Here is a 23,076-nt window from a genome sequence, read left to right as displayed (position 1 = left end):
CGACCACTTCCCACAATCCATCAGGAACGATCCATCCCCACTCAGCACTCCCCATGACCCATACAACGAGACCACCACCACGTAGGACACGGTCTTAGTGGCCCGCCGGGACGCCGACCAGGGGACGGCACGGCGATGAATGCGGGGGCGGGACCCCGCCGGCCCGGGGGTCGGTCGGTCATCGGCGATGGACCGGTTCCGACGCGATGGTGGCAGCGCACCCTGCCGGCGCGTCCCGTCATGCAGTGCCGCCCGCCTGTCCGGCCGGCGCTCCACCGACGCGGCCGTGCCGTGGACCGGCCTGCGGTGATGCCGGCGGGTCCCGCGACAGGACGAGAGTGCGCCGGGAGCGACACGTCCGGCAAGGGCCACCGAACAACCCGTTACCCAGCCGTGTCCCAACCCGGCAGCGCTGCGCCGGGCGTGGACCGACATGTCGCGGCGAGCATGAAAGCCGGATCTCCGCCCGTACGATCGACGCTGCGGGGCCGGTCGGGCCAGCGCCGGGCCCGAGCCCGGACGCACGGGAGCACCGGCGTCGGGCTGGCGATCGTCCAGCTGTCGTGTCCGCCCAGGGCGGTACCGTGACGCTCACCAGCCGCCCCGGGAAGAGCACCTTCACCGTGGTGCTGCCTTCGGAGGCCCTGCCGTCACCGCCTGAACCGGCCACGGTTTGACAGGTGGGGCACGTCGACCGTCGGGCGGGCCTGCTCGCCGACGCACGGAAGGTGCGGCCCCGGGCAGCGCCGGCGGGGGTCTCACGGGCGGCGCCTCAGGTGACGGACCGGACCCGAGAGGTGCGGCTCATCGTCCTGAGACGGTCAGGGTCACGAGGTTCTGATCAGGCGACCGGTCACCCGGGTAGGGCGGATCCGCACCCAGAGATCGCGGATTCCGGCCGCCCAGGACTCCGCTCCGGGCTGCGCGGCGAGCCCCAGTGCGGTGTCGTCGTCGATCCGTTCGGCCGTGCCGACGACGAGGACGCTCCAGCCTCCACTGTGGGGGTCGTCGAGGTGGTCCACCTCGAAGGCGACCTCACTGCCGTCCGCAGCCGCGGCAGTGCCCCTCCGGGAAGTCCGGTAGACGACCGAATGCGCGTCGACGAGGTAGTTGACGGGCAGGATGGCGGGGCTCGACTGCGAGGACAGGGCCAGCCGCCCGATGCCGTGATCCGACAGCAGGTCCCAGCATTCGTCCGGGGTCAGCTTCGCCAACGTGGGATCCGGTCCCGGCGGTGGCTGCCCGGGCGGAAGGTCGGCTCTCCCGTGCAGAAGCTCGTCGTAGGTCATCTGCAGAACAGCGGCCAGCCGCACGACGGCAGCCGGGTCGAAGTCCTCGCCGAGTTCCTCCAGGTGCTGGAGGTACCGGAGTGACATACCCGCTCCGTTCGCCAGCTCCGCGCGGGTGATTCCGAGCTGCCGGGTGCGCAGGGCGATGCGCTCGGCCACACTCCCCCTGGCGGGTGGGGCCCCGCGGGTCTCCTCGGGCGGGGGGCTGCTTCCGGTCATGTCATCGACCTCCTGCGGTCAAGCGTGTCATCGGTGGCGGGGGAAGGGGGCTGCCGACGGCTCCGGTCCGGGTAGGGCGAGGCGCCCGCACTCACTGGTCGCCGAACTCCGGGCGACGGCGGGGGCGGCGGGGACGGCCGGACCATTCGGGTTCCACACCCTCCCACTCCTTCGCCCAGGCCGCCGTGGTGCGTCGGTCGATCCGGCGGTTCCCGAGCCAGTAGGCCGCGAAGACGGCGCCCGACGACAGCATCATGGTTCCCGTCCCGGTCAAGGCGGCCGTCGTGGCGATTTCCGTCCCCGGACGGGGCGCGGACACCGGCAGCCCGTGGTCATCGACCCAGACCGTGCTCTCCGTTCCTGCCGGAGCAGCCGAACCGACCCCGATCGGGCCGCTGCCGCGCACGCCGGCCGGGAAGTGCCAGACCGCCTGCGCGTGGAAGCCACCGACCCCGGATCGTGAAGCCGGCCTGTCCGCCACGGCCGCCGCGACGGTGGTCGCGGTGACGCGATGGCGGTGCTGCCCGTCGTACCGTGCCTCCCGCTGGCCGACGCGAAGAACGGCCAGCGCCGTCAGCAGCGCGAGGGCGAACGAGATCAGCAGGGCGATCGTGAGGGCGACGACGAGACGGCTGCGTTGCATGTCGCTTCGGCGGCCGAGGGGGTTCGGCTCGCGGCCGGCCGCCCTGCGGACGTGCGTGCGGAGTGCGGCCCTGAGGGCATGGCCGGCCGCTCCGGGGCGTGCGGATGCCATGGCGCTCCTCCTCTCCGGGAACCGGCCCTGGTTCTCGCCCGCGGGTGACCGGGACCGCTGGGCCCGAGCCACGCCGGTGAGGTCATGATCCGAACCGTTGGCCGGTGACGAGTTCCGGGTGGATGCTGAGGTATCCCCTGGTGGGTCGGTGTCCCCAGTGCGGGGGCCCCCGATGCCTCAGACCCGCGATCTTCACGGGGTCGGTCACCAGGCGGGACCGGCCGACGACGAGCACGGTCCAGCCTTGGAGCGTCTGCTCGTCGAAGTGGTCCGTCTGGAATCCGACCACCTCCCCGTCCATCAGGTCCGCCCGCCAGCTCGCGGGCAGGGGGACGACCACCTCACCGAGGTTGTCCAGCGTGAAACAGGAGGGAGTGACGGCGGGCATCGCGTCGTCGGTGTGGATGAGTCGCCCGATCACCGTCTGGTGGAGCAGCTCAAGACTCTGTTCCCGGGTGCACTGCTCGGCTCCACGGCCGGTCGCCGATCGCACCTCAGGGGCGTCGCCGTTCGGGGTGTCGGAGTGGTCCACCGGGCTCACCTCCCGATGCCACTGTCGCGGGTTGCGGTTCGGTGGCCGCCCCGCTGCGCGGGGGACCGGACGGTCCGGGCCGCCGGGGAATCCCCCGAGCAGTCGGGCCGCGACTCACCACGGGTGCGACAGTCCGGGTGGGCATCGAGGGCGGATGGCGGGGGGAATTCCTGCACATGACGCCAACCTCTCCGACGAGTCCGTGGACGGAGTCTCCCCGCCCACTCACCAGCGTGCGCGTCCCGGTCGTCCCGTTCCGGGGGCCGTCCGGGTCGCCCGGTGCGCCGAACGGCCCTATTCGCCGGTCTCCGGCCCGTTGATCCGGGATCGGCCCACCCTGCGGGTCAGTTCGACGGCGTCCCTCGTTCCGCCGCGGGAAGCGGTACCCGCCACACCAGCCGGGTGCCGCCGTCGGGGCCGGCACCGGCCCGGAAGCTCCCACCGAGGTGCTGCGCCCGCTCCGCGAGGTTGGCGAGCCCGCTTCGGGGTCCGCCTTGTGGGAGGCCGACTCCGTCGTCGGTGACCGTCAGGTTCAGCTCGCCGTCCGCGCTCAGGTCCACCTCGACCCGGTGGGCGCGCGCGTGGCGGACGACGTTCGACAGGGCCTCCTCCAGGACGGCCACCAGCGCGTCGGCCACCGGCGGAGGCACCCGGAGGTCCAGCAGTCCGTCCATCCTCAGCCCGGGGGCGAAGCCGAGGCCGGCGGCCGCCCGGTCGACCGTGTCGACCACCCTTCCGCGCAGCCCGTGGGCGACCGGTCCGCGATCCTTCGCCCGCAGCCCGAAGATGCTGGAGCGGATCGTCCGCACCGTCTCGTCGAGGTCGTCGATGGCCCGCAGCACCCGCTCCGACGCCTCGGGGTGCTCGATGAAGCGGGTGGCGCCCTGCAGGGTCATCCCCGTGGCGAACAGGCGCTGGATCGCCAGGTCGTGCAGGTCCCGGGCGATCCGGTCGCGCTCCTCCAGCAGCGCGACCTGCTCGGAGTCCCGGCGGCGCTCGGCCAGTTCCATCGCGACGGCGGCCTGGCCCGCGAAACCCGCCAGCGGGGTGGCCTCCTCCGGTCCGAAAGCCGGCTTGCCCTCTGCCCGGGCCAGCATCAGCACACCGCGGACCCCTCCCGCCGCCGTGCCGATCGGCACGGCGGCGGCCGGACCGAGCCCGGCCCACCGCGGCGGCCCGGCGGTGATCCTCGGGTCCTTGCGCACGTCAGCGGTGGTGACCAGCCCGCCGGTCCGGATGGCGGCACCGACGAAGGATCCTTCCCTCGGCAGGACGAGCCCCCTGTGCACTTCCGCGTCCAGTCCGACGGCGACTCTCACCTCAAGGCTCCGGCTGTCCGCGGAGGGCAGTGCCACAACCGTCAGGTCCGCGCCGGCGATGTCGGCCGCCCGCGCGATCAGAAGGTCGAACACCTCCTGCTGGGAGCTGCCCGACAACAGACTGTTGGTGACCTCTGCCGTCGCTGCCAGCCAGCGCTCGCTCAGCCTCGCCTGTGTGTACAGTCGGGCGTTGTCGACGGCCACGCCGGCCGCCGCCGCCAGGGTTTCGAGAACGGCTTCGTCCTCGGCGTCGAACTCCGCGCCACCGCGCTTCTCGGTCAGGTAGAGGTTGCCGTAGACCCTGTCGCCGACCCGGATCGGCACGCCCAGGAAACTGTGCATCGGCGGGTGGTGCTCCGGAAGCCCGTACGAGGACGGGTGCTCGGAGATCTCCGCCAGGCGCAGCGGCTCCGGATGGCGGATCAGCTCGCCCAGGAGGCCGTGCCCGCTCGGTAGCGCACCGATGTGCTCGATCCGCTCCTGGTCGATACCGACGGGAATGAACCGGGACAGGCGCTGGTCCTCACCGATGACACCGAGCGCTCCGTACTCCGCGTCCACGAGGGTGAGCGCGGCCTCCACGATGTGCCGGAGCACCTGGTCGAGGTCCAGTTCGCGGCCGACCACGAGCACCGCCTCCAGGAGGCTGTGGATCCGACGCGCGGTGTCCTGCGCGCTGTCCAGCCGCGACTGCAGCGCACTCAGGAGGTCGTCGAGACCGGGCTGCACCGAGTCGGTGGGGCCCGGCTCCGAGGGTGAGCCCACCGCATCGCTCCGTTCGCAGATGGCACAAGGTCCACGGCCCCCGGGTCCCAGACTAGGGCGGGCGACCTGGGCTGTCCCTCCGGTCGGATTCCGCTGGGTGGTGACGGTCCGGTCGGGCCTGTCACGCGCCGACCGCCGGGCGGCTTCGGCGTGCTCCAGGCCCTGGGGCGGCAGGTCGGACGGCGGGGTGGCACCGGGAGGAGTACAGGTCGCCTTGGCCTCCGTCCGGAGCGCTGCGGTGGCCGACCGTCACCGCGGTCCTGCCGTGCCGGGGACGCTGCCGGGTTCCGTGCCGCCTTGGTCCAGACGGAACGGCGGATAGGCGTCGGTCATCAGTGCGGCGTAGGCGGCGACCCTCAGCACCCAGCGGTCGAGACCGACGACGAGATCGAAGATCCCGAGCGGGTAGCGGCCGGTCACGGCCAGGGCGACCCCCGCGAACAGCACCAGCAGGCCCACCAGGCCCCCGCCGGCCCAGTCCTCCCGGCCCCCGCCGCCTACGAAGATCGCTACGAGGGCGTACTGCGGGATCGCCAGCAGCCACCACTTGACCAGTACCAGGCCTCGCGAGAGCTGCTCGGGGTAGTCGATGTCCAGGTGGGCGGGGTAGTCGGCCTCCTCCCCCAGGGTGAACGGCGGGTACCGATCGGTGCCCAGCGCTCCGTAGGAGTAGTAGGACACCCTCCAGGACCATCGCAGCACGCCGAGATTGAAGTCGAAGACCGGGCGCGGGTAGCGGCCGGTGAAGAGGATCGCGAAGAAGGCGACCACGCTGAGGAGGACGAAGGCGATCCAGAGGAAGAACAGGACGATCCAGTGCGGGATCGCCAGGACCCACTTCACCAGCCACAACCAACGTGACAGTGGCAGGTCGAGTCGCGCGTCGACGCGTACCGGCTGGCCGGTTGCCGAGGGGGCCATGCGGATCATCTCCTTCGGATACACCGCGGTCATGGCTGCCACGGCCATCCTGCGTCGTCCTGCGTCGTCCTGCGCCTCCGGCCGCCAGGACCGGCAGCCCTCCGCCGAACCCGGGCCGGTCGTTTCGGTCACCTGCGGCGGAAGGCCGGCCGTGGCGTTCACGACCGGCCGAGACCGTGGTCCTCGGGATCGAGGACGTCGGAAACGGCGAGCCGGGGCGTCGGCGTGCCCTCCGGCCCGTAGCCGAGGCGGATGAGCACCTGCGCGCAGCCCGGGCCGTGCCGGGAGTCGCCGGCGGCGCGACGCAGTTCAGGCCATTCCATGGCTTGGTGCAGGAGTGATGACCGGACCTGGTGCGTGGTCGCGACCAGCAGCACATGCTCCAGTGCCATGCCGGCGTGCAGCCAGTCCACCGGTGCGTCGTCCCAGGTGGCGAGGACCGCGATGCAGGGGTCCGACTCGAACGGAGTCGGCGGCAGGGGCTCCGCGGGGCGAGCGGCCGAGAAGTCCCGCACAGGCATCCGACCGGCGCTGTCCTGCGGACCCAGCGCGGCAGGGGGGATCCCGTAGGCGGGAGCGTCCGGCCCCTGGACCCAGCTGCGGCTCTCCGAACTGCGCACGGGATCGGTGGTGTTGCGCCACTCGGCTTCCGCGGTCAGCTGCATCAGGCGGTTTCGCTCCTCACCGACCGGGAACCGCAGCAGCGCCTCCTCCGCCTGCGCGGTCTCGGCGAGTTGGTCGAGCACCGCGGCAGGGATCGGCTGCCCGGTGAACGGGGTCCGGACGGTGTGCCGGCGCCAGATCGCGGCGTACAGGTCGGCGGTGCTCGCGAGCTGGACGCGGGATTGCTCGTCCAGCTCGATCGCGGCCAGCAGATCGGGTTCGGTGGAGTCGGGCAGCAGCCGCACCAGGGGCGCCCAGCCCATTCGGCGGGCGGCGACCCGAAGGTTGAGAACCGCCGCTCCGACGGACATGTGCAGCGCCCGCTCGTCCGGATCGGTGACCGGCAGCGAGCGTTCCCGGCGGGCCCGCACCTGGACCGTCGAGGTGGCCGGGTCCAGCCGGAAGTGCCACGGCTGACTGTTGTGGATGGACGGCGCGGCGAGCGCGGCGGAGAGCAGCGTCTCCAGCGCCGCATCGTCGAGAGCCAAGATGTCCATGGCGTCCTCCCTGCGTCGGTCGGCGGGGTCAGCCGGATACCGGCCCGGCGGGACCGGATCTCAGGGTGTCGAGGCGGTGGCGGTACTCGTCGGCGTCGATCTCGCCCCGGGCGTAGCGCTCGGACAGCACCTGTTCGGGCGACGGCGGCGGGACGAGCTGCCCGTCGGGCGGGCTCTGCGGGGGCAGTTGACCGAGGTAGCGGCCGAGGGCGACCGCGACGACGACCAGCGTTCCCAGCAGCAGAAGGATGCCGACGGCCATCAGGCCGAAGCCCCAACCGCCCATGTCATGGTCGTTCCAGTACCTCATCGCAGGCTCCCGGTGGTGAGAGGGGAGGCTGTTGCCTCACTCCCCACGGTGCGCCCGGTCGCGGCTCCTGGCTTGGGCCGACCGGCTCGATCCGCCGGGCCGATCAGGGTCCGTGCGGCCGGGTCGGATGCCGCTCGGCGTCGGCGTGGGCTGCGATCACGGCCGCCTGCAGCCTGCGGCCGCGGCCAGGCGCGTCAGGCTGCGGCGACGGCCCTCACGTCGACATCCACCACTCCGGGAACGGCCCGGACCAGACGTTCCAGGACGAGGAGGGCCGGGGCGTCCGGCAGGGTGCCCGACAGGACGATCCTCCCCTCCTCGGCCCGGACGTCGACCGCTGCCGCCTGCTCCGGGGAAAGGGTTGCGAGAAGCTCGAACTTCACCTGTCCGGCAAGATCCTCGTCGGCCCGGAGGTGAATCCTGAGCAGGTCACCGCGGCTCACGATCCCGACCAGATAGCCCTCGTCGTCCACCACGGGGAGTCGTTTGAGGTGTCCGCGCGCCATGGCCCGGCCGGCCTCCGCCGTCGGACTCCCCGTGTGCACGGTGACGGCCGGCTCCGACATCATCTCTCCGGCGGTGAACGCCTTCGTGCGGTCCGCTTCCCGGTCCTGGGTGGTGAGCAGGTCGGCCTCGGAGACGACGCCGATCACCCGGCCGTCACCGGCAAGGACGGGAACGGCGCTGACCTTCCAGCGTTGGAGCGTGTCCAGGATTTCTCGGAAGGTCGCATCGCGGCCCACGGCGACGACGGCGTGGGTCATCACCTCACCGACGGTGTTCCACTGGCGTGTCATGGCGTGCTCCTGAGGGGATCGGGCGGTGTGCCTGCGGGGCCCGGGCCGGCGCTGCCTTCCCGGAGAACGCTGAACGACAGCGGCCCGAGCAGGTCGGACAGGCGTTGCAGGACGTCGAGGAAGAGGTCGTCGATGGCGAGGAGCCCGACCAGCCGGTGCCCGTCCAGTACGGGCAGGCGCCGCACCCCGGTCCGGCGGAAGGCCCGGTAGGCGGCCTCCAGATCGTCGGCCACGCCCACCGTGACGACGGGGGCGGACATGAACGCGGACACCGGCGTCTCCGGGTCGGCGCTCGGGGCCAGCGCCCGGACGACCAGGTCGCGGTCGGTGAGGATGCCGTGGAGGGTGCCGCGCTCGGCGACGAGCACGCAGCCGACGGCCTCGTAGTCCATGCGGCGGGCCGCCTGTCGCGCGGTGGTGTGCGGCGGCACGGCAATCGGTGGGGTGATCATCAGATCGGCGACTCGCATCGCTGCTGCTCCAGGGGATCGAGATCTCGGGTGCACGGGGTACGGATCCGCACCGCATGTGCGCGGCCTCGACGCCCGACAAGTACGCCCTCCTAGTAGCGGCTGCGGGCGCCGGTCCGCAGGTCATCTCCCCGCGCGGTAGGCGCGGGGGTGCTCCACCGGGACGTCGGTGTCGTCCTCAATCCAGTCGAGCGTCTGGTGCACGGCGACTACGCCGTCGACCGCCCGGCACAGTTGCTCGGCGATCGGGATCAGGCTCCGGCGCGGCAAGCGGCCGGTGAGCGTCACGATGCCGTCCTGCACCCCCACCTGGACATCGTCGGGGGCCAGCCAGAGGGTCTGGCCGAGCACGTCGTGCATGATCTCCTGGCGGATCGCGGCGTCATGGCGCAGGAAGACCTGGAGCAGGTCGCGGCGGCTGACGATGCCGACCAGCCGGCCTGCCTCGTCGACCACCGGAAGCCGCTTCACCTTGTGGCGGTCCATCGCGCGGGCGGCCTCGGGAATCGTCCACCCCGCGTGGGCGGTGACGGCCGGGCTCGTCATCAGCCCGCCGGCGGTCTCCGCCTCCGCCCGTGCGCGGTCGTGCGCGTCCAGCCAGCGGCCGGGAGCGCGCCCCTCGGGGTCTGGCAGCACCGCCTCCTTACGGATCAGGTCGGCTTCCGAAACCATGCCGATCGGGCGCCGCTGGTCGTCGACGACCGGGATCGCGGTGATGTCGTTGCGGTGGAAGAGCCCCGCGATCTCCTTGAACGACGTGTCGGGCCCGGCGGTGACGACCTCCTGGGTCATCACGTCACGGACGCTGCGGTGCTGCATGGTCCTCACCCCTTCACGGGTAGTGCCTTCCGTCCTCCCACTGTCCGCCCACCCGTGGCGGTCGCACAGGGCCGTTCGGTCCAGACGCCCGGGCCGGAGCGGCCCACCACACCGACCGCTCCGCCGTCCGGCTGGAGCACGGGAAGCCCCCCCCGCCAGGACGCGGTGATCGCCGTGACCAGCGGTGATCGCCGTAACCATGCGGGCGGAGTCGGCGCTCGGGACAACGGCGACGGCGACGGCCGGCCTGCTCGTCCGGTGGCGGACCGGCGCCCGGCCGGGCGCCCGCGCGGTGTCGGTGTGGGCGAAGGACTCGGTCGGCGCGCCGTCGAACATGCTGTGGTTCATCGTTCCTCCGGAGCGTCCGTGTCCGGCGGCCGGCACAGTCGGCGCAGGTAGGGGTCGAAGACGGGCAGCGGTTCCAGGCGGATTCTGGCGTCCACACACAGGAGTCCGTCCGGCCCGGCCATCAGCGGGTTGAGGTCGGCCTCGGCGAGTTGGGGGAGATCGACGGCCAACGCGGACAGCGCGGCGAGCACCCGCCGCACGGCGGCCACGTCGACCGGCGGCATTCCCGGGCGGCCCAGGAGCATCGGGGCGCCGCGCAGTTCCGTCACCATCGTGGTGAGGTCGCGTTCGGTCAGCGGGGCGAGCCGGGTCGACCGGTCGTCGAGCACGTCGGTGGCGGTGCCGCCGAGCCCGAGGACGACCAGGGGGCCGAACACGTGGTCCTGCACGATGCCGGCGAGCAGTTCCAGGCCGGGCCGAGCCATCGGCTGCACGACGACGCCCGCCATCCGGTCGCCGAAGCGCTCCGCGAACTCGTGCCAGACCGCCCGGACTTCGCTCTCCCGCGCCAGGCCGGTGCGGACGGCCCCGGCCGCGCTCTTGTGGACCTGCTCAGGCCAGTAGGCCTTCATCGCGACCTTGCCGTCGTGGCCGACCTGGCGTAGCGCCCGCGCAGCGACGACGGTGGCGTGTTCGTCCCGGGCCCAGAGCGACGTGGTGAGCGGGAGTCCGTAGGACTCCAGGAGTCGGGCGGTCGCGGACGGGTCGAGCCAGCCGCCGTCCGGGTGGGCGGCGAGGAAGTCGTCGGCGAGCGCCCGGGCCGCCCCGGGGTCGGTGCCGGTCGCCTCGGCGTCCGGGCCGGCCGGCTCCGCCAGCCACCGCGCCCGGTCGCGGGCGTGGGCGAAGGCCCGGGCGGCGGCGACGGCGTCGGCGTAGACGGGGAGGAGCCCGCCGTCGGCGCAGGTGAGGTACTGGACCGGGACCTCCTGGCTGATCCGGACGGCGGAGACCGGGATCCGGCGTCGGGCGGGCGCGTCCAGCAGGGTCCGGACGGGGTCCTGCCGCGCGTCCACAACCAGGGCGGTCGGCACCAGGCAGACCAGCAACGCGTCCACCGCTCCGCTGTCGACCAGCGTGTCCACGCACGCGCGCAGCTCGCCGGGATCGGCGGCCGCGGTGGTGTCCACGGGATTGGTGGCGCTCGCGCCCTCGGGGAGACGGGCGAGCAGGCCGGCCGCCAGGTCCGCGGGCAGCGTCGGCAGGTCCAGCCCGGCCTCGGCGCAGGCGTCGGCGGCCAGGATGCCGATGCCCCCGGCGTTGGAGACCACGGCGACGGTGCCGCGGGTGCCGGGCAGCGGCTGGCTGTGCAGGAGGGCCGCGGTTTCCACCAGCTCCGCGATGCCCCGGGCCGCGGTGATTCCCGCCTGGCGGAACAGCGCCTCCCGGGTCACCGTCGGTGTGGCGGCGGCCGCCGTGTGTGAGGCGGCGCCCCGGCGTCCGGCGGCGGAGCGACCGGCGTCGACGGTCAGTACGGGGAACCTGCGGGTGACCCGGCGGGCGGTGCGGGCGAAGGCCCGCGGACTGCCGAAGGATTCGAGGTGCAGCAGCGCCAGGTCGGTACGGCCGTCGCTCTCCCACCACTGCAGCAGGTCGTTGCCGCTGACGTCGTACTTGTCCCCGAGGGAGACGAAGCTGGAGACGCCGATGCCGAGCCAGGCGAGCCGCTCGATCAGGGCGATGCCGACGCCGCCCGACTGGGCGGCCACCCCCGCGGTGCCGGGCAGCGGGAAGGCACCGCCGAACTCGGCGTCCAGGGCGACCGCCGGGTCGGTCTGGACGATACCGAGGCTGTTCGGGCCGACCAGGCGCATGCTGTGACGGCGGCAGGCGTGCATCAGCTGCCGGGCGGTCGCGGCGTCCAGACCGGAGGTGAGTACCACCAGGGCCCGGGCCCCGGCCCGGCCGCACTCCTGCGCGACGCTCGCCACCGCGGCGGGCGGCACGGCCAGCATAGCGAGGTCGGGCACTGCGGGCAGGCCGGTGACCGATGGATGGGCGGGCTCGCCGGCGACCGTGTCGGCGTGCGGGTTGACGGCCCACACCGGGCCGGCGAATCCACCCTGGCGGATCTTGAGCAGCACCGCCTGGCCGACCGAACCGGGCCGCCGGGAGGCGCCGACCACCGCGACGGAGCGGGGCCGCAGCAACGCCGTGAGGCTGGCCACGCCGGCGGCCCGGCCGCGTTCGTCGACGGCCTCGTGGTAGTGCTCGGCGGCCTCGTCCAGCGCGACGCGCACGTGGATCCCGCCCTGCTCGAAGCGGCGGTGGACGGGGAGCCCGAGGTCGGAGAAGACCTTGTGGACCGCCCGGTTGCCGGCGAGGGTGTCGGCCTCGATCGAGTGGATGCCGCGTTCGCGAGCCGCATGGATCAGGTGCTCGATCAGCAGGGTCCCGACGCCACGGTGCTGCCAGGCGTCGGCGACGGCCAACGCCAGCTCCGCGGTGTCCTCGTGCCCCTCCTCGGTCTCGTAGTCGGCCTCTCCGACCAGCTCGCCGCCCGCCCAGGCGCCCAGCGCGAGAAAGCCGGGACGGGGCGGCCCGCACAGCCGGTCGGCGGCGAGCCGCGGTGCCCGGCGGCTGACGCCGAAGAACCTCATCCTGCGGCTCGCCTCGGACATCCGTACGGCGTGCAGGTCGAACGCGGCCGCCCGGTCCGCCGGTTCGAGTGGCCGGATGATCGCGGTGGTGCCGTCGGCCAACAGTGCCTCGGCGGCGGACGGCAGGCGCTGGACGGTGGACATCTGCGGCTCCCTCGATCCGGCCCGGCCGTGGCAGGCGCCCGGTGGCGGGCCGATTCCAGCGTCCGCCCGCACCGCGGTGCCACACCAGGGCCGGTCGGTCCGCCGGCCGCCTCCGTCAGGGTCCGTTCATCTCGTCCTGGGGCCCGAACGGCCCTGGTAACAGGTCCCGGGCCCGGCGAAGGATGGGAGTCGGGGAGGTGACAGCTGTCGACGGGCCACGGGTGCCCATGACTGGAAGGGGACGATGTTCATGAGTACAACGGATCGCGGTCGCGCCCAGGTGGACCCCGCGCACCCCGGCGACGTCGGCCGCCGCGTCGCACACCGCCGTAAGCAACTGGGCCTCACTCGCGAGCAGGTGGCGGTGCGGGCCAAGGTGGCCGTCAGCTACCTCGAATACCTGGAGTCGCAGCCGGCCGCCGTCACCCTGGAGACGATCACGGCGCTGGCCGGCGCGCTCGGCACCTCGGTCCGGTATCTGCTCGGCGGCGGATTCGACTCGCCGCCCGGACAGGCCACGCCGGTCCTCCGCCCGGTGGTCGAGGAACTGCAGCCCTGGGAGTGCTGGGCGAAGATGGAACCGGGTGGAGTCGGCCGGGTCGCCCTGTCCACGCCCGAGGGTCCAGTGGTCCTGCCGGTCAACTACCGCATCCTGGACGGCACGGTGCTCTACCGCACCACCGCGGAGAGCACCACCGCCGCCGCGGTGGGCGAGCGGGTCGCCTTCGAGGTCGACCAGCTCGACGGGGCGTTCGGCGTCGGCTGGAGCGTCCTCGTCACCGGCCCGGCCCATCAGGTCACGGAGGCGGATGCCATGGAATGGTTCGGGAAGCACGCCGATCCCCGGCCCTGGGTGGGCGGCCGACGCGACACCTGGGTGCGGATCCGCCCTGAAAAGATCACCGGACGCGTCATCCGCACCGCCGAGACGACGCCCTCCGACGACCCGTCGTGAGCGACAGGCACGGGCGCTCCCGGAGCTCCGCACCCTCCGATCCCTGGCGACTCGGCTACGAGGGCTTCGACCCGGCGGACGAGGGCGTCCGTGAGGTCCTCTGCGCGGTCGGCAACGGCTACCTGGTCAGCCGCGCCGCCGCGCCGGAGAGTCACGCAGACGGCGTCCACTACCCCGGGACGTACCTGGCCGGCTGCTACGACCGGGCGATCTCCGTGATCGGCGGTCGGACCGTCGAGAACGAGGACCTGGTCAACTGCCCGAACTGGCTCCCCCTCACCTTCCGCCCGGCGAAGGGCGACTGGTTCACCGGACCCGCCGCGTCCGAGAGCCTGGAACTCGATCTGCGCGCGGGCGTCCTGACCCGGCGGGCGCTGGTCGTGGACGGGCACGGCCGCCGGACCCGGCTGACCCAACGCCGGATCGCCAGCCAGGCCCAGCCGCATCTGCTCGCGCTGGAGACGGAGCTGGTCCCCGAGAACTGGTCCGGCCGGCTGGAGGTCCGCTCAGCGCTCGACGGGGACGTGTCCAACAGCGGCGTGGCGCGCTACCGGGGCCTGACCGGCCGGCACCTCGTACCGGACGGGCAGGGTGTGGACGCCGACGGCACGCTGTGGCTCCAGGTGGCCGCCACCGGATCGCCGCTGCGCGTCGCGCTGGCCGCCCGGACACGCGTGCACCGGGCCGGCGTCACCGTCCCGGCAGCCCGCACCGACGAGGTCCGAGCGGGCTGGGCGGCCCAGGTCCTCGTCCTGGAGGCGGTGCGGGGATCACCGGTCACCGTGGAGAAGACGGTCTCGGTGTACACCTCCCGCGACCCCGCGATCGGCGCTCCGCTGCGCGCCGCCCGGACACTGGTGCAGCAGGCACCCGGCTTCGGCGACCTCGCCCGTGACCACGCCCTGCGCTGGACGGAGCTGTGGCGCCGCTGCCGGATCGACGCGGACTTCGACGGCATCGGCACGGTGCGCCTGCACCTGTTCCACCTGCTGCAGACCTACTCCGAGCACTCCGTCGACCTCGACGTCGGCATCCCGGCACGCGGCCTGCACGGAGAGGCCTACCGCGGGCACGTCTTCTGGGACGAACTGTTCGTCCTCCAGCTGCTCAACCTGCGGTTTCCCGAGCTGGCCCGCGCCGTTCTGCGCTACCGCCACCGCCGGCTCGACGCCGCCCGGCAGGCCGCCCGGGCCGTGGGCCTGCGGGGCGCGATGTACCCGTGGCAGAGCGCCGCCGACGGCCGGGAGGAGTCCCAGCAGCTGCACCTGAACCCGCTCTCCGGCCGCTGGCTGCCCGACCACAGCCACCTCCAGCGCCACGTCGGCTCCGCCGTCGCCTACAACGTCTGGCAGCACTACCAGGCCACCGGCGACCTGGACTTCCTCGCCGGCACCGGCGCCGAGATGCTGGCGGAGATCGCCCGCTTCTGGTCCTCGTCGGCCGTGTACGACCCGCACCGCGAGCGGTACTCGATCCGCGGCGTCCTCGGACCGGACGAGTACCACGACGCCTACCCCTGGTCCGACCGGCCGGGGCTCGACGACAACGCCTACACCAACGTGCTGGCCTCCTGGGTGCTGGCCCGCGCCCTGGACGCCGTGGAGGCGCTGCCCGACTACCGACGTGACGAACTGCTGGAGCGGCTCGGGCTCGACCGGGCTGAACTCGACCGCTGGCAGGAGGTGAGCCGACGGCTGCACGTGCCCTTCCACGACGGAGTGCTCAGCCAGTTCGACGGCTACGAGCGCCTCGCCGAACTCGACTGGGCCGCCTACCGCCGGCGCTACCCCGACCTGCGCCGGCTGGATCGCATCCTGGAGGCCGAGGGCGACACGGTGAACCGCTACAAGGCGTCGAAGCAGGCCGACGCCCTGATGCTGTTCTACCTGTTCTCCGCGCACGAGGTGCGCGGCCTCCTGCGCCGGCTCGGCTATCCGGCCGGCCACGAGCTGCTGCGCCGCACGACGGACCACTACCTGCGGCGCACCGTCCACGGTTCGACGCTCAGCGCGGTGGTGCACGCCTGGGTCCTGACCCGCAGCGACCGGCGCGCCTCCTGGAGGTTCTTCCGCGACGCCCTCGACGGCGACCTCACCGACGTGCAGGGCGGGACCACGGCCGAGGGCGTCCACCTCGGTGCCATGGCGGGCACCGTCGACCTCCTGCAGCGCTGCTACACGGGTCTGGAGATCCGCCAGGACACGATCTGGCTCGATCCGCGGCTGCCGTCGGCGATCGGCCGGATGGACCTGGATCTCCGCTACCGCGGCCACTGGGGCATCGCGCTCTCCCTCGACCGGCGCTCGGTCGAGGTCAGCCTTCGCGAGAGTCACCAGGAGCCCGTCCGGGTCGGCTTCCGGGGCTCGTCGACGACCGTCCGGCCGGGCGGGAGTCATCGGTTCTCGCTCTGAGCCCGGCCGCCTGCCGCTCCCGGGCCCGGCCGCCGGGCCTCGGGCGCGGGACGGTCAGCCGCCGCCCCCGGCCCGGTCGACCGTGAGGTCGAGGAAGTGGGTGGAGCAGGAGATGCACGGATCGTGGTTGCGGACGGCCCGCTCGCACAGCACGGTCAGCTCGGCGTCGCTGGGATCCCCCGACCGCAGGTGTTCCTGCACGGTGCGGCGGAGGTCCTCCTCGATCGCGTCCTGGTTCTGCGCGGTCGGCGGGACCAGGACGGCTTCGGTGACGGTTCCCTCGGCGTCGAGGGTGTAGCGGTGGTGGAGCAGGCCACGTGGCGCCTCGGTCGCGCCGTGCCCGGTGCCGGCGCGTGGCGGTACGTCCAGGCAGGGGCTCGGCGGGGGCTCGTAGGCGTCGATCAGGCGCAGCGCCTCGTCGACGGCGTACAGCACCTCGATCGCCCGGACGACGATGCTGCGGTAGGGGTTGCGGCAGACGTCTCCCTGCCGCGGGTCGCCGAGCCCCGCGTCCTGGGCGGCCTGGAGGGCGATCGGGGACAGCAGGTGTCCGCTGATCGCGTACCGGGCGAGCGGGCCGGTCAGGTGGCGGCGGCCGTCCAGCCGGGCGTGCAGGGCGGTGGAGTGCGGGACCTGCCTCTCGACCACGTGGTCGCCGAACTCGCGGACGCCGAAGGTGCGGGTGGGCAGTGCTCGCCGGCTGGTGGCGGGCAGCCCGGCGGTGTGCGGGGCGGGCATGACGGTCGGCGTGCCCGACTCGATGGCGTAGCGGTCGGGCTCGGCCAGGGCGAGCAGGTCGTGGTCGCACCCGGCTTCGGGGAAGTCGAAGCCGGCCACCCAGCGTACGGTGAGCGCGGCGTCCTCCCGGGCCCTGCGCAACTGTTCCTCCAGGGGCCGCAGTTCGGACCTGCTGGGCACTCGGTGGAAGCCGCCCAGGCGGACGTTGACCGGGTGGACGGCCCGGCCGCCGAGCAGCTCGATGATCGCGTTTCCCGCCTGTTTGAGCCGCAGTCCCCGCTCGACGTCGGCCCGCCTGGACCGGGCCAGTTCGACGACGTTCGCGCAGCCGTGGAAGTCGGGCGCGTGGAGCAGGTGGACGTGCAGGGTGTGGCTCTCGATCCATTCGCCGCAGTAGATCAGCCGTCGCAGGGCGGCCAGTTGGCCGTCCACGGTGACACCGCAGGCGTCCTCGATGGCGCGGCAGGCGCTCAGCTGGTAGGCGACCGGGCAGATCCCGCAGATCCGGGAGGTGATGTCGGGCGGTTCGGTGTGGGAGCGTCCACGCAGGAAGGCCTCGAAGAACCGCGGGGGTTCGTAGACGGCCAGCCGCGCCTCGGTGACCTCGTCGCCCCGGATCCGCAGGTGCAGGGAGCCCTCGCCCTCGACCCGGGAGAGGGCTCCGACGTGCAGCACCCTGGAGCCGCGATGGGTCACTGTTCCAGCTCCTTCCGTGCAGCCGCGTCGAACTCGGGCGCGGCGGTGTTGAAGGTGCGCAGGACCCGCACCACGTCGAGGGTGTCCATGCCGTCACGGCGCAGCAGCGGGACGAAGGCGGGGAAGTTGGTGGAGTCGCTCGGGCCGAAGCAGCCGTAGCAGCCGCGTCCGTAGGCGGGGCAGATGGCGCCGCAGCCGGCGTGGGTGACCGGCCCGAGGCAGGGGGTGCCGTGGGCGACCGTCACACAGACCGTGCCGCGCTGCTTGCACTCGAAGCAGACGCTGTGCGCGGGGACGGCCGGTCGGCGCCCGGCCAGGTGGGCGGTGATGACCTCCAGGAGCTGGCGGCGGTCGATCGGGCAGCCGCGCAGTTCGAAGTCGACGGGGACGTGGGCACTGATCGGGGTGGAGGTGGCGAGTGTCGCGACGTAGTCGGGGCGGGCGTAGACGGCGGCCTGGAACTCGGCCACGTCGGCGTAGTTGCGCAGCGCCTGGACGCCGCCGGCGGTGGCGCAGGCGCCGATGGTCACCAGGCGCCGGGAGACGGCGCGGATGTGGTGGATCCGCTCGACGTCCTGCGCGGTGGTCACCGAGCCCTCGACCAGGGACAGGTCGTACGGGCCCGGCGCGCTCGCGCTGGAGGCCTCCAGGAAGTGCGCGATCTCCACCTGCTCGGCGAGGCCGAGCAGTTCGTCCTCGCAGTCCAGCAGGGTGAGCTGGCAGCCGTCGCAGGAGGCGAACTTCCAGACCGCGAGCCTGGGACGCCGACGGGGTTCGCCGTTCATCTCACAGCTCCCTGACCAGGAGGAGCGGTTCGGCGGTGGTCCAACTGACCACGGGGCCGTCGCGGCACAGCAGGAGTGGCCCGAGCTGGCAGTGTCCGCAGTGGCCGGTGGCGCAGTGCATGGTCCGCTCCAACGAGACCATGATCCGGCCGGGATCGGCGCCGCGGTGCACCAGCTCGGCCGCGGTGGCGCGGATCATCGGCTCGGGGCCGCAGACGAAGGCCGCCGTCGTGCCCGGGTCGAAGGCGGCGCGGTCGAGCAGGGCGGTGACGACACCGACCTCCCCGCTCCACCGCACGTCCGGTCGGTCGACGGTGACCAGCACGCGGGCCCGCGGCGCCCATGCCCGGGTCTCCCCGGCGTAGAGCAGGTCCCGCGGGGTGCGGGAGCCGATCAGGACGTTCAGCCGCCCGTACTCCCCCGGTGCGGCGAGAGCGGCGCGTACCAGTGGGCGCAGTGGTGCCAGGCCGATGCCGCCCGCGACGACCAGCAGGTCGCGGCCGGCGGCGGCGGGGAGCTCCCAGTCCGTACCGAACGGGCCGCGCACCGCGACCGTGGCTCCGGCCTCCAGCCCGTGCAGGGCGGCGGAGACCGCACCGACGCTGCGGACGGTGTGCGTCAGCCGGTCGCCGTCGATCGCGCTGACCGACAGCGGGATGTCACCGACGCCGAACGCGTACACCATCGCGAACTGCCCGGGTACGAAGGGTGGCAGGGCCGATCGGACGGGCTCCAGCACGATCGTGGCGATGCCCGGCGCCTCGACCGCGCGGGCGGCGACCCGGTAGGGAACCGGGGGCTCGGCGGAGCGCGCCGTCGCACCGGGCGCCGTCATCCGTCACCTCCGCCGGCCCCGGCGCCGGGTGGCCCGTAGAGGTCGAGCAGGCGGGTGCGGGTGGCTTTCAGCCGACGGGCGATCACCGCTGCGACGGCGCCGGTCACCGCCAGGCCGAACGCCGGGTCCTGCCCGCACGCGGCACGGACGCGCCCCGCGTCGAACTCGGCGGCCCGCAGGGTGCCGCGGGCCTGGGCACCCAGGTGCCACCGGTAGGGCTCGAACAGCCAGGACCAGCCGAGCAGATCGCCTTCGCCGAGGGTCTCCACGACGGGTGGCCGCCGGCCCGGGACGTGGAGGTCCAGTGCCGCGCCCCCCGAGCGGATGATCCAGAACCGGTCCGCGGCCCCGCCCTCCTCGAAGATCCGGGCGCCCGCGGGGATCTCGACCTCGTGGGCGAACGCGGCCAGCCTGTCCCGGTGGGCGGGCGGCAGGGCGCCGAGGAAGCCGTGCGGCGAAGTGGTCATGACGGGTTCTCCGGACCCGGCGGGCGGCCGACCCGGCTCTCCCGCTCCCGGTGGAGCGCGTGAGCCTCCTCGGTGATGTCGATGCCGACCGGGCACCACACGATGCAGCGCCCGCAACCGACACAGCCCGAGCTGCCGAACTGGTCGAACCAGGTGCCGAGTTTGTGGGTGGCCCACTGGCGGTAGCGGCTGCGCGGCGACTCCCGGACTGAGCCGCTGGGGAGGTGGGAGAAGTCGAGGTCGAAGCACGACTCCCAGTGCCGCCAGCGCTCGGCGTGGTCACCGGTCAGGTCCGTGACGTCCTCGGTGCTGGTGCAGAAGCAGGTCGGGCAGACCATGGTGCAGTTGCCGCAGGTCAGGCAGCGGGCCGCGACGTCGTCCCAGCGTTCGGCCGTGAGGGTCTCGCGCATCAGGGTCCGCAGGTCCACCGGCGGCATGCTGCGGCCCATCCGGTCCGCCGCCTCGGCCACGCGCTCGCGCGCCGCCCTCCGGGTCGCGGGGTCGGCCGGGCTCCGCGGAAGGCCGGCCAGCACCGACTCACCCTCCTCGCTCCCCGCGCGCACCAGGAAGCGGTGGCCTTCGGCGTCCAGCACCTCGGTCAGCGCCAGGTCGAAGCCGGGCCCGGCGGCGGGGCCGGTTCCCATCGACACGCAGAAGCAGGTGGCGCCCGGCTCCGTGCACTCCACCGCCACCAGGAAGGCCCGCTCGCGGCGCCCGCGGTAGGCCTGGTCGGTGTGCCTGCCCCCGGTCAGCACCCGGTCCTGGATCGCGATGGCCCGCAGGTCACAGGGGCGCACCCCGAGAAAGGCGTACGACGGAGGTGCAGCGGTGTCCTCGGTGACGACGAGGTCGCCGTCGGCGCCACGGTCGGCGCTCCATTCCCGCACCCGCGGCGGATGCAGGAAGTTCTTCCAGGACTGCGGCCCCGCGCTGTGCGCGAAGGCGGCGCCGTCCTCGCGGGCCCGAAGCCGGTACGTTCCGGCCTCCAGTTCGACCCCCCACCCGAAGGGCAGGTCCGCCCCGGAGCCGAGCTCCGCCAGCACGATCGCCCCGTCCCGCACGGTCGGGCCGATGACCGTGCGGCCGCGGCCGGCGAGGACCGCGACCAACGCGTCCAGGCCGTCCTTGTCGATCACCGCCGAGCCGCCGGCGTCCGTCGCCACCCAACCTCCCAGGCCGATGCCCCCGCTGCCCAGTATGGGGAGGACGGCGCGCCCCGGCAGGGGAAGACCGGTCCGGTGTGCTCCAGGTGGCTCTCCGGCGAGCTCGTGCGGGCCTCGCCGGGGCCCGACGCGGCTCGGGGCCGGTACGAGCGGGAAGGGCAGGTGGGGTGACTACCACTGCCCGCGTCACCGTCATCGGTGTCGGCAACGAGTACCGGCGTGACGACGGTGTCGGCTGGGCCGTCGTCGCCCGGCTGGCGGAACACGCCCGAACGCGCCCCTTGCCGGGCCGGACCTCGCTCGTGGTGTGCGACGGCGACCCCGCCAGGCTCATCTCCCACTGGGACGGGGCGGACCTCGCGATCGTCGTGGACGCCGCGCACACCCACCCCGGGCAGCCCGGCCGGGTGCACCGCCTCGTGATGGACGACGGGCGGATCGCAGCGGCCGACCGCGCGACGAGCTCCCACGGGCTCGGCCTCGGCGATGCCGTGGAACTGGCCCGCGAACTGGACCACCTGCCGCGCCGGCTGATCGTCTACGCCGTGGAGGGAGCCGACTGCTCCCCGGGAGCGGGTCTGTCGGCTCCGGTCGAGGCCGCCGCGGCGCGCCTGGCCGAACAGATCGCGCAGCAGATCGCGCGGCACCACGACGGAGTCGGCAACCGCTGAGAGCCGTACGGGCCGAGGGCCGTACGGTGCCCGCCGGCCCGCCGGACAGGGCCCGAACGGCCCTGTCCGGGGCGGCGCGGCAGGCGGACAGTGTGAGAGCAGGAAGGCCCCCGGCGAAGGAGTGAGGACCATGCAGCACCGCACCGTCCGCGACGTGATGACCCACGGGGTCGTCACCGCACGGCCCGACACCCCGTTCAAGGAGATCGCCGAACTCTTCGAACGCAACGGCATCGCCGCCGTCCCGGTGGTCGACGACCGGGACCAACCGCTCGGGATCGTCTCGGAGGCGGACCTGCTCCGCACGCAGGCACACCTCCCCGACCCGCAGGGCCACACGGTCAGCCTCCCGGCGGACTCCCGCGTCAGCGCCGTGACCGCGGCCGAGACCGCGGAGGACCTGATGACCAGCCCGGCGGTCTGCGCGCGCCCCGAATGGAGCATCGTCGAAGCCGCCCGGACCATGGACCGCGAGCGGATCAAGCGCCTGCCCGTCGTCGACGAGGCCGGGCGGCTCACCGGTATCGTCAGCCGCTCCGACCTCCTGCGGCTCTTCCTCCGGCACGACACGGCCATCCGTGAGGAGATCGCCCGCGACATCCTCGACCGGACCCTGCACCTCGCTCCCGGCGCCGTACGGGTCACCGTCCGGGACGGTGTCGTGACCCTGGCCGGGCGGGTCGAGGAGTCCGGCCTGATCCCCGTGGTGGAGCGCCTCTGCGCGTCGGTCGACGGTGTGGTCTCCGTCCACCAGGCCATCGAACACCCCTCGACGGCATCACCGGCCCGGGCCACCGCGCCGACCGCCTGAAGTCCCCTGACCGGCCCGGCCGACCGTCCGACAGACACCGCGGCCGGTCCGCCCGGCCACGGCCGAGAACGAGGAAGCGCGATGCACAGGGTGACACCGGCGGGGCAGCGGATCGTGGTCGGCGTGGACGGCTCCCCCTCGTCCGAACAGGCCCTGCGGTGGGCCGTCACCCAGGCACGGCTGACCGGCGATCCGGTCGATGCGGTGATCTGCTGGGCCCTGCCGACGGTGTACGGGCGGGCGCCGATGTCGGTGGACCGGGAGCTCGGCCGTGCCGCCGGGAAGGTGCTGGACCAGGTGGTCGCCCGTGCCTTCGGCTGGGTCCGGCCGGCGGAGGTCCGCACGACGGCTCTGCCGGGGAACGCCGCCGAGGTGCTGGTCGAGCGCTCACGGGGGGCCGACCTGCTCGTGGTGGGCAACCGGGGCCGCGGCGGGTTCGGCGCCGCCCTGCTGGGGTCGGTGAGCCAGTACTGCGCGCAGCACGCGTCGTGCCCGGTCGTGGTGCTCCGCGACGGCGCCGGATGATCAGCGGACCTCCCCCGGACCCGACCGCCGCCCGGCCCGGCTCGCCGGCCGCGACGACGGGCGACGGTGGCGGCAGCGCCGGGCCCGCGTCACGACCGGGCCGTCCGGCGGGTGTTTGGGGCCGGAGGGCCCATGTCCGCAATCCGGATGCGGAGCAGGATGAAGGCGGGACCGGAAGAGGAAACGGGTGCCGACACCCCGCGCAGCCCGGAAGACCGACCGGAAGGACGTCCCGGACATGACCGCCACCGGCAGCATCGAGCAGCACCGGACCAAGCAGTGGACGCTGCACCTGCAGGTGTTCGAGGACGGCGACCTCACCACCGTGCACGCCGTCCTCGACACCGGCGACAACACCCTCCGCAGCCGCGCCACCGCGCGGCGCAGCCCCAACGACCCGGACGTCCCCGAGATCGGCGACGAGTTCGCGGCGGGGCGCGCCCTGGTCGACCTCGGTCACCAGCTGCTGCGCGCGGGAGAGACCGACACCGCGGCCCTCGACCCCGGCCTCCGCTCATGACGCCGGGCCGGCCGCCCACCCTCGACGGAGCGAGTCCCACCAGGGAGCGGTCCAC

At 73.5% G+C, this 23,076-nt stretch carries 22 protein-coding genes; 6 read left to right on the top strand and 16 right to left on the bottom strand.

The features are described 5' to 3' along the window. Window positions 1–827: 827 nt before the first annotated feature. The 11 genes from ACFTWP_RS27005 to ACFTWP_RS26955 form a co-directional block, all read right to left on the bottom strand. Window positions 828–1,508, bottom strand: coding sequence for a helix-turn-helix domain-containing protein (locus tag ACFTWP_RS27005; RefSeq protein ID WP_380267460.1), 681 nt, complete (start codon window positions 1,506–1,508; stop codon window positions 828–830). Between the two features lie 91 nt (window positions 1,509–1,599). Next, on the bottom strand, window positions 1,600–2,262 hold the full coding sequence (locus ACFTWP_RS27000) for a hypothetical protein (RefSeq protein ID WP_380267459.1): 663 nt from the start codon (window positions 2,260–2,262) through the stop codon (window positions 1,600–1,602). Between the two features lie 82 nt (window positions 2,263–2,344). Next, the gene (locus tag ACFTWP_RS26995; protein ID WP_380267458.1) at window positions 2,345–2,794 is read right to left on the bottom strand and encodes a pyridoxamine 5'-phosphate oxidase family protein; all 450 of its coding nucleotides are present in this window, start codon (window positions 2,792–2,794) and stop codon (window positions 2,345–2,347) included. Between the two features lie 344 nt (window positions 2,795–3,138). After that, window positions 3,139–4,878, bottom strand: a complete 1,740-nt coding sequence (locus tag ACFTWP_RS26990; RefSeq protein ID WP_380267457.1) for a GAF domain-containing protein — start codon at window positions 4,876–4,878, stop codon at window positions 3,139–3,141. A gap of 249 nt (window positions 4,879–5,127) precedes the next feature. Beyond that, a complete protein-coding gene (locus tag ACFTWP_RS26985) occupies window positions 5,128–5,799 on the bottom strand; it encodes a DUF4389 domain-containing protein (protein ID WP_380267456.1) in 672 nt (223 codons plus the stop codon). Between the two features lie 158 nt (window positions 5,800–5,957). Continuing rightward, window positions 5,958–6,959 (bottom strand): Acg family FMN-binding oxidoreductase, encoded by a 1,002-nt coding sequence (locus ACFTWP_RS26980; protein WP_380267455.1) that lies wholly within the window; start codon window positions 6,957–6,959, stop codon window positions 5,958–5,960. Between the two features lie 28 nt (window positions 6,960–6,987). Continuing rightward, entirely contained in the window at window positions 6,988–7,269 is a 282-nt protein-coding gene (locus tag ACFTWP_RS26975) for an SHOCT domain-containing protein (protein ID WP_380267454.1), read from the bottom strand. A 194-nt stretch (window positions 7,270–7,463) separates the two neighbouring features. Next, complete coding sequence (locus tag ACFTWP_RS26970; RefSeq protein ID WP_380267453.1) at window positions 7,464–8,066, bottom strand: CBS domain-containing protein; 603 nt, start codon at window positions 8,064–8,066, stop codon at window positions 7,464–7,466. After that, a complete protein-coding gene (locus tag ACFTWP_RS26965; protein ID WP_380267452.1) occupies window positions 8,063–8,536 on the bottom strand; it encodes a CBS domain-containing protein in 474 nt (157 codons plus the stop codon). The genes ACFTWP_RS26970 and ACFTWP_RS26965 overlap by 4 nt, the downstream gene beginning before the upstream one ends. 123 nt (window positions 8,537–8,659) lie before the next feature. After that, a complete protein-coding gene (locus tag ACFTWP_RS26960) occupies window positions 8,660–9,355 on the bottom strand; it encodes a CBS domain-containing protein (protein ID WP_380267451.1) in 696 nt (231 codons plus the stop codon). 344 nt (window positions 9,356–9,699) lie between these two features. Continuing rightward, complete coding sequence (locus tag ACFTWP_RS26955; RefSeq protein ID WP_380267450.1) at window positions 9,700–12,444, bottom strand: GNAT family N-acetyltransferase; 2,745 nt, start codon at window positions 12,442–12,444, stop codon at window positions 9,700–9,702. Between the two features lie 250 nt (window positions 12,445–12,694). Between ACFTWP_RS26955 and ACFTWP_RS26950 the strand changes: the two genes are divergently transcribed. Then, entirely contained in the window at window positions 12,695–13,399 is a 705-nt protein-coding gene (locus tag ACFTWP_RS26950; protein ID WP_380267449.1) for a pyridoxamine 5'-phosphate oxidase family protein, read from the top strand. Beyond that, entirely contained in the window at window positions 13,396–15,810 is a 2,415-nt protein-coding gene (locus ACFTWP_RS26945) for a glycoside hydrolase family 65 protein (RefSeq protein WP_380267448.1), read from the top strand. The genes ACFTWP_RS26950 and ACFTWP_RS26945 overlap by 4 nt, the downstream gene beginning before the upstream one ends. Before the next feature lie 54 nt (window positions 15,811–15,864). On the opposite strand, the gene ACFTWP_RS26940 is transcribed toward ACFTWP_RS26945, so the two are convergent. Genes ACFTWP_RS26940 through ACFTWP_RS26920 form a run of 5 tightly spaced genes read right to left on the bottom strand, consistent with a single transcriptional unit; the run spans window position 15,865 to window position 20,494 of the window. Next, a complete protein-coding gene (locus tag ACFTWP_RS26940; protein ID WP_380267447.1) occupies window positions 15,865–17,244 on the bottom strand; it encodes a Ni/Fe hydrogenase subunit alpha in 1,380 nt (459 codons plus the stop codon). Beyond that, on the bottom strand, window positions 17,241–18,029 hold the full coding sequence (locus tag ACFTWP_RS26935) for an oxidoreductase (RefSeq protein ID WP_380267446.1): 789 nt from the start codon (window positions 18,027–18,029) through the stop codon (window positions 17,241–17,243). Before ACFTWP_RS26935 ends, ACFTWP_RS26940 begins: the two co-directional genes overlap by 4 nt. Window position 18,030: 1 nt before the next feature. Further along, complete coding sequence (locus ACFTWP_RS26930) at window positions 18,031–18,864, bottom strand: FAD/NAD(P)-binding protein (protein ID WP_380267445.1); 834 nt, start codon at window positions 18,862–18,864, stop codon at window positions 18,031–18,033. Continuing rightward, window positions 18,861–19,331: a cyclic nucleotide-binding domain-containing protein gene (locus ACFTWP_RS26925; protein WP_380267444.1), complete on the bottom strand. Its 471-nt coding sequence runs from the start codon at window positions 19,329–19,331 to the stop codon at window positions 18,861–18,863. The genes ACFTWP_RS26930 and ACFTWP_RS26925 overlap by 4 nt, the downstream gene beginning before the upstream one ends. After that, window positions 19,328–20,494, bottom strand: coding sequence for a 4Fe-4S dicluster domain-containing protein (locus tag ACFTWP_RS26920; protein WP_380267443.1), 1,167 nt, complete (start codon window positions 20,492–20,494; stop codon window positions 19,328–19,330). The genes ACFTWP_RS26925 and ACFTWP_RS26920 overlap by 4 nt, the downstream gene beginning before the upstream one ends. Before the next feature lie 167 nt (window positions 20,495–20,661). On the opposite strand from ACFTWP_RS26920, the gene ACFTWP_RS26915 reads away from it, so the two are divergent. The 4 genes from ACFTWP_RS26915 (at window position 20,662) to ACFTWP_RS26900 (ending at window position 23,021) form a co-directional block, all read left to right on the top strand. Continuing rightward, window positions 20,662–21,165: a hydrogenase maturation protease gene (locus ACFTWP_RS26915; RefSeq protein ID WP_380267442.1), complete on the top strand. Its 504-nt coding sequence runs from the start codon at window positions 20,662–20,664 to the stop codon at window positions 21,163–21,165. A 130-nt stretch (window positions 21,166–21,295) separates the two neighbouring features. Continuing rightward, entirely contained in the window at window positions 21,296–21,976 is a 681-nt protein-coding gene (locus ACFTWP_RS26910) for a CBS domain-containing protein (protein WP_380267441.1), read from the top strand. Window positions 21,977–22,057: 81 nt separating this feature from the next. Next, entirely contained in the window at window positions 22,058–22,501 is a 444-nt protein-coding gene (locus tag ACFTWP_RS26905) for a universal stress protein (protein WP_380267440.1), read from the top strand. Between the two features lie 238 nt (window positions 22,502–22,739). Further along, window positions 22,740–23,021 (top strand): dsRBD fold-containing protein, encoded by a 282-nt coding sequence (locus ACFTWP_RS26900; RefSeq protein ID WP_380267439.1) that lies wholly within the window; start codon window positions 22,740–22,742, stop codon window positions 23,019–23,021. The last annotated feature ends 55 nt before the right edge of the window (window positions 23,022–23,076 follow it).

The sequence above is a fragment of the Kitasatospora sp. NPDC057015 genome, assembly GCF_042673745.1.
Taxonomy (GTDB): Bacteria; Actinomycetota; Actinomycetes; order Streptomycetales; family Streptomycetaceae; genus Kitasatospora.
This window is presented reverse-complemented; position numbering and strand designations above follow the sequence as displayed.

Coding starts and splice junctions, on each gene's coding strand:
- ACFTWP_RS27005 (WP_380267460.1), bottom strand. CDS start 1,508: ATGACCGGAAGCAGCCCCCCGCCCGAGGAGACCCGCGGGGCCCCACCC.
- ACFTWP_RS27000 (WP_380267459.1), bottom strand. CDS start 2,262: ATGGCATCCGCACGCCCCGGAGCGGCCGGCCATGCCCTCAGGGCCGCA.
- ACFTWP_RS26985 (WP_380267456.1), bottom strand. CDS start 5,799: ATGGCCCCCTCGGCAACCGGCCAGCCGGTACGCGTCGACGCGCGACTC.
- ACFTWP_RS26980 (WP_380267455.1), bottom strand. CDS start 6,959: ATGGACATCTTGGCTCTCGACGATGCGGCGCTGGAGACGCTGCTCTCC.
- ACFTWP_RS26975 (WP_380267454.1), bottom strand. CDS start 7,269: ATGAGGTACTGGAACGACCATGACATGGGCGGTTGGGGCTTCGGCCTG.
- ACFTWP_RS26970 (WP_380267453.1), bottom strand. CDS start 8,066: ATGACACGCCAGTGGAACACCGTCGGTGAGGTGATGACCCACGCCGTC.
- ACFTWP_RS26965 (WP_380267452.1), bottom strand. CDS start 8,536: ATGCGAGTCGCCGATCTGATGATCACCCCACCGATTGCCGTGCCGCCG.
- ACFTWP_RS26960 (WP_380267451.1), bottom strand. CDS start 9,355: ATGCAGCACCGCAGCGTCCGTGACGTGATGACCCAGGAGGTCGTCACC.
- ACFTWP_RS26955 (WP_380267450.1), bottom strand. CDS start 12,444: ATGTCCACCGTCCAGCGCCTGCCGTCCGCCGCCGAGGCACTGTTGGCC.
- ACFTWP_RS26950 (WP_380267449.1), top strand. CDS start 12,695: ATGAGTACAACGGATCGCGGTCGCGCCCAGGTGGACCCCGCGCACCCC.
- ACFTWP_RS26935 (WP_380267446.1), bottom strand. CDS start 18,029: ATGAACGGCGAACCCCGTCGGCGTCCCAGGCTCGCGGTCTGGAAGTTC.
- ACFTWP_RS26930 (WP_380267445.1), bottom strand. CDS start 18,864: ATGACGGCGCCCGGTGCGACGGCGCGCTCCGCCGAGCCCCCGGTTCCC.
- ACFTWP_RS26925 (WP_380267444.1), bottom strand. CDS start 19,331: ATGACCACTTCGCCGCACGGCTTCCTCGGCGCCCTGCCGCCCGCCCAC.
- ACFTWP_RS26910 (WP_380267441.1), top strand. CDS start 21,296: ATGCAGCACCGCACCGTCCGCGACGTGATGACCCACGGGGTCGTCACC.
- ACFTWP_RS26905 (WP_380267440.1), top strand. CDS start 22,058: ATGCACAGGGTGACACCGGCGGGGCAGCGGATCGTGGTCGGCGTGGAC.
- ACFTWP_RS26900 (WP_380267439.1), top strand. CDS start 22,740: ATGACCGCCACCGGCAGCATCGAGCAGCACCGGACCAAGCAGTGGACG.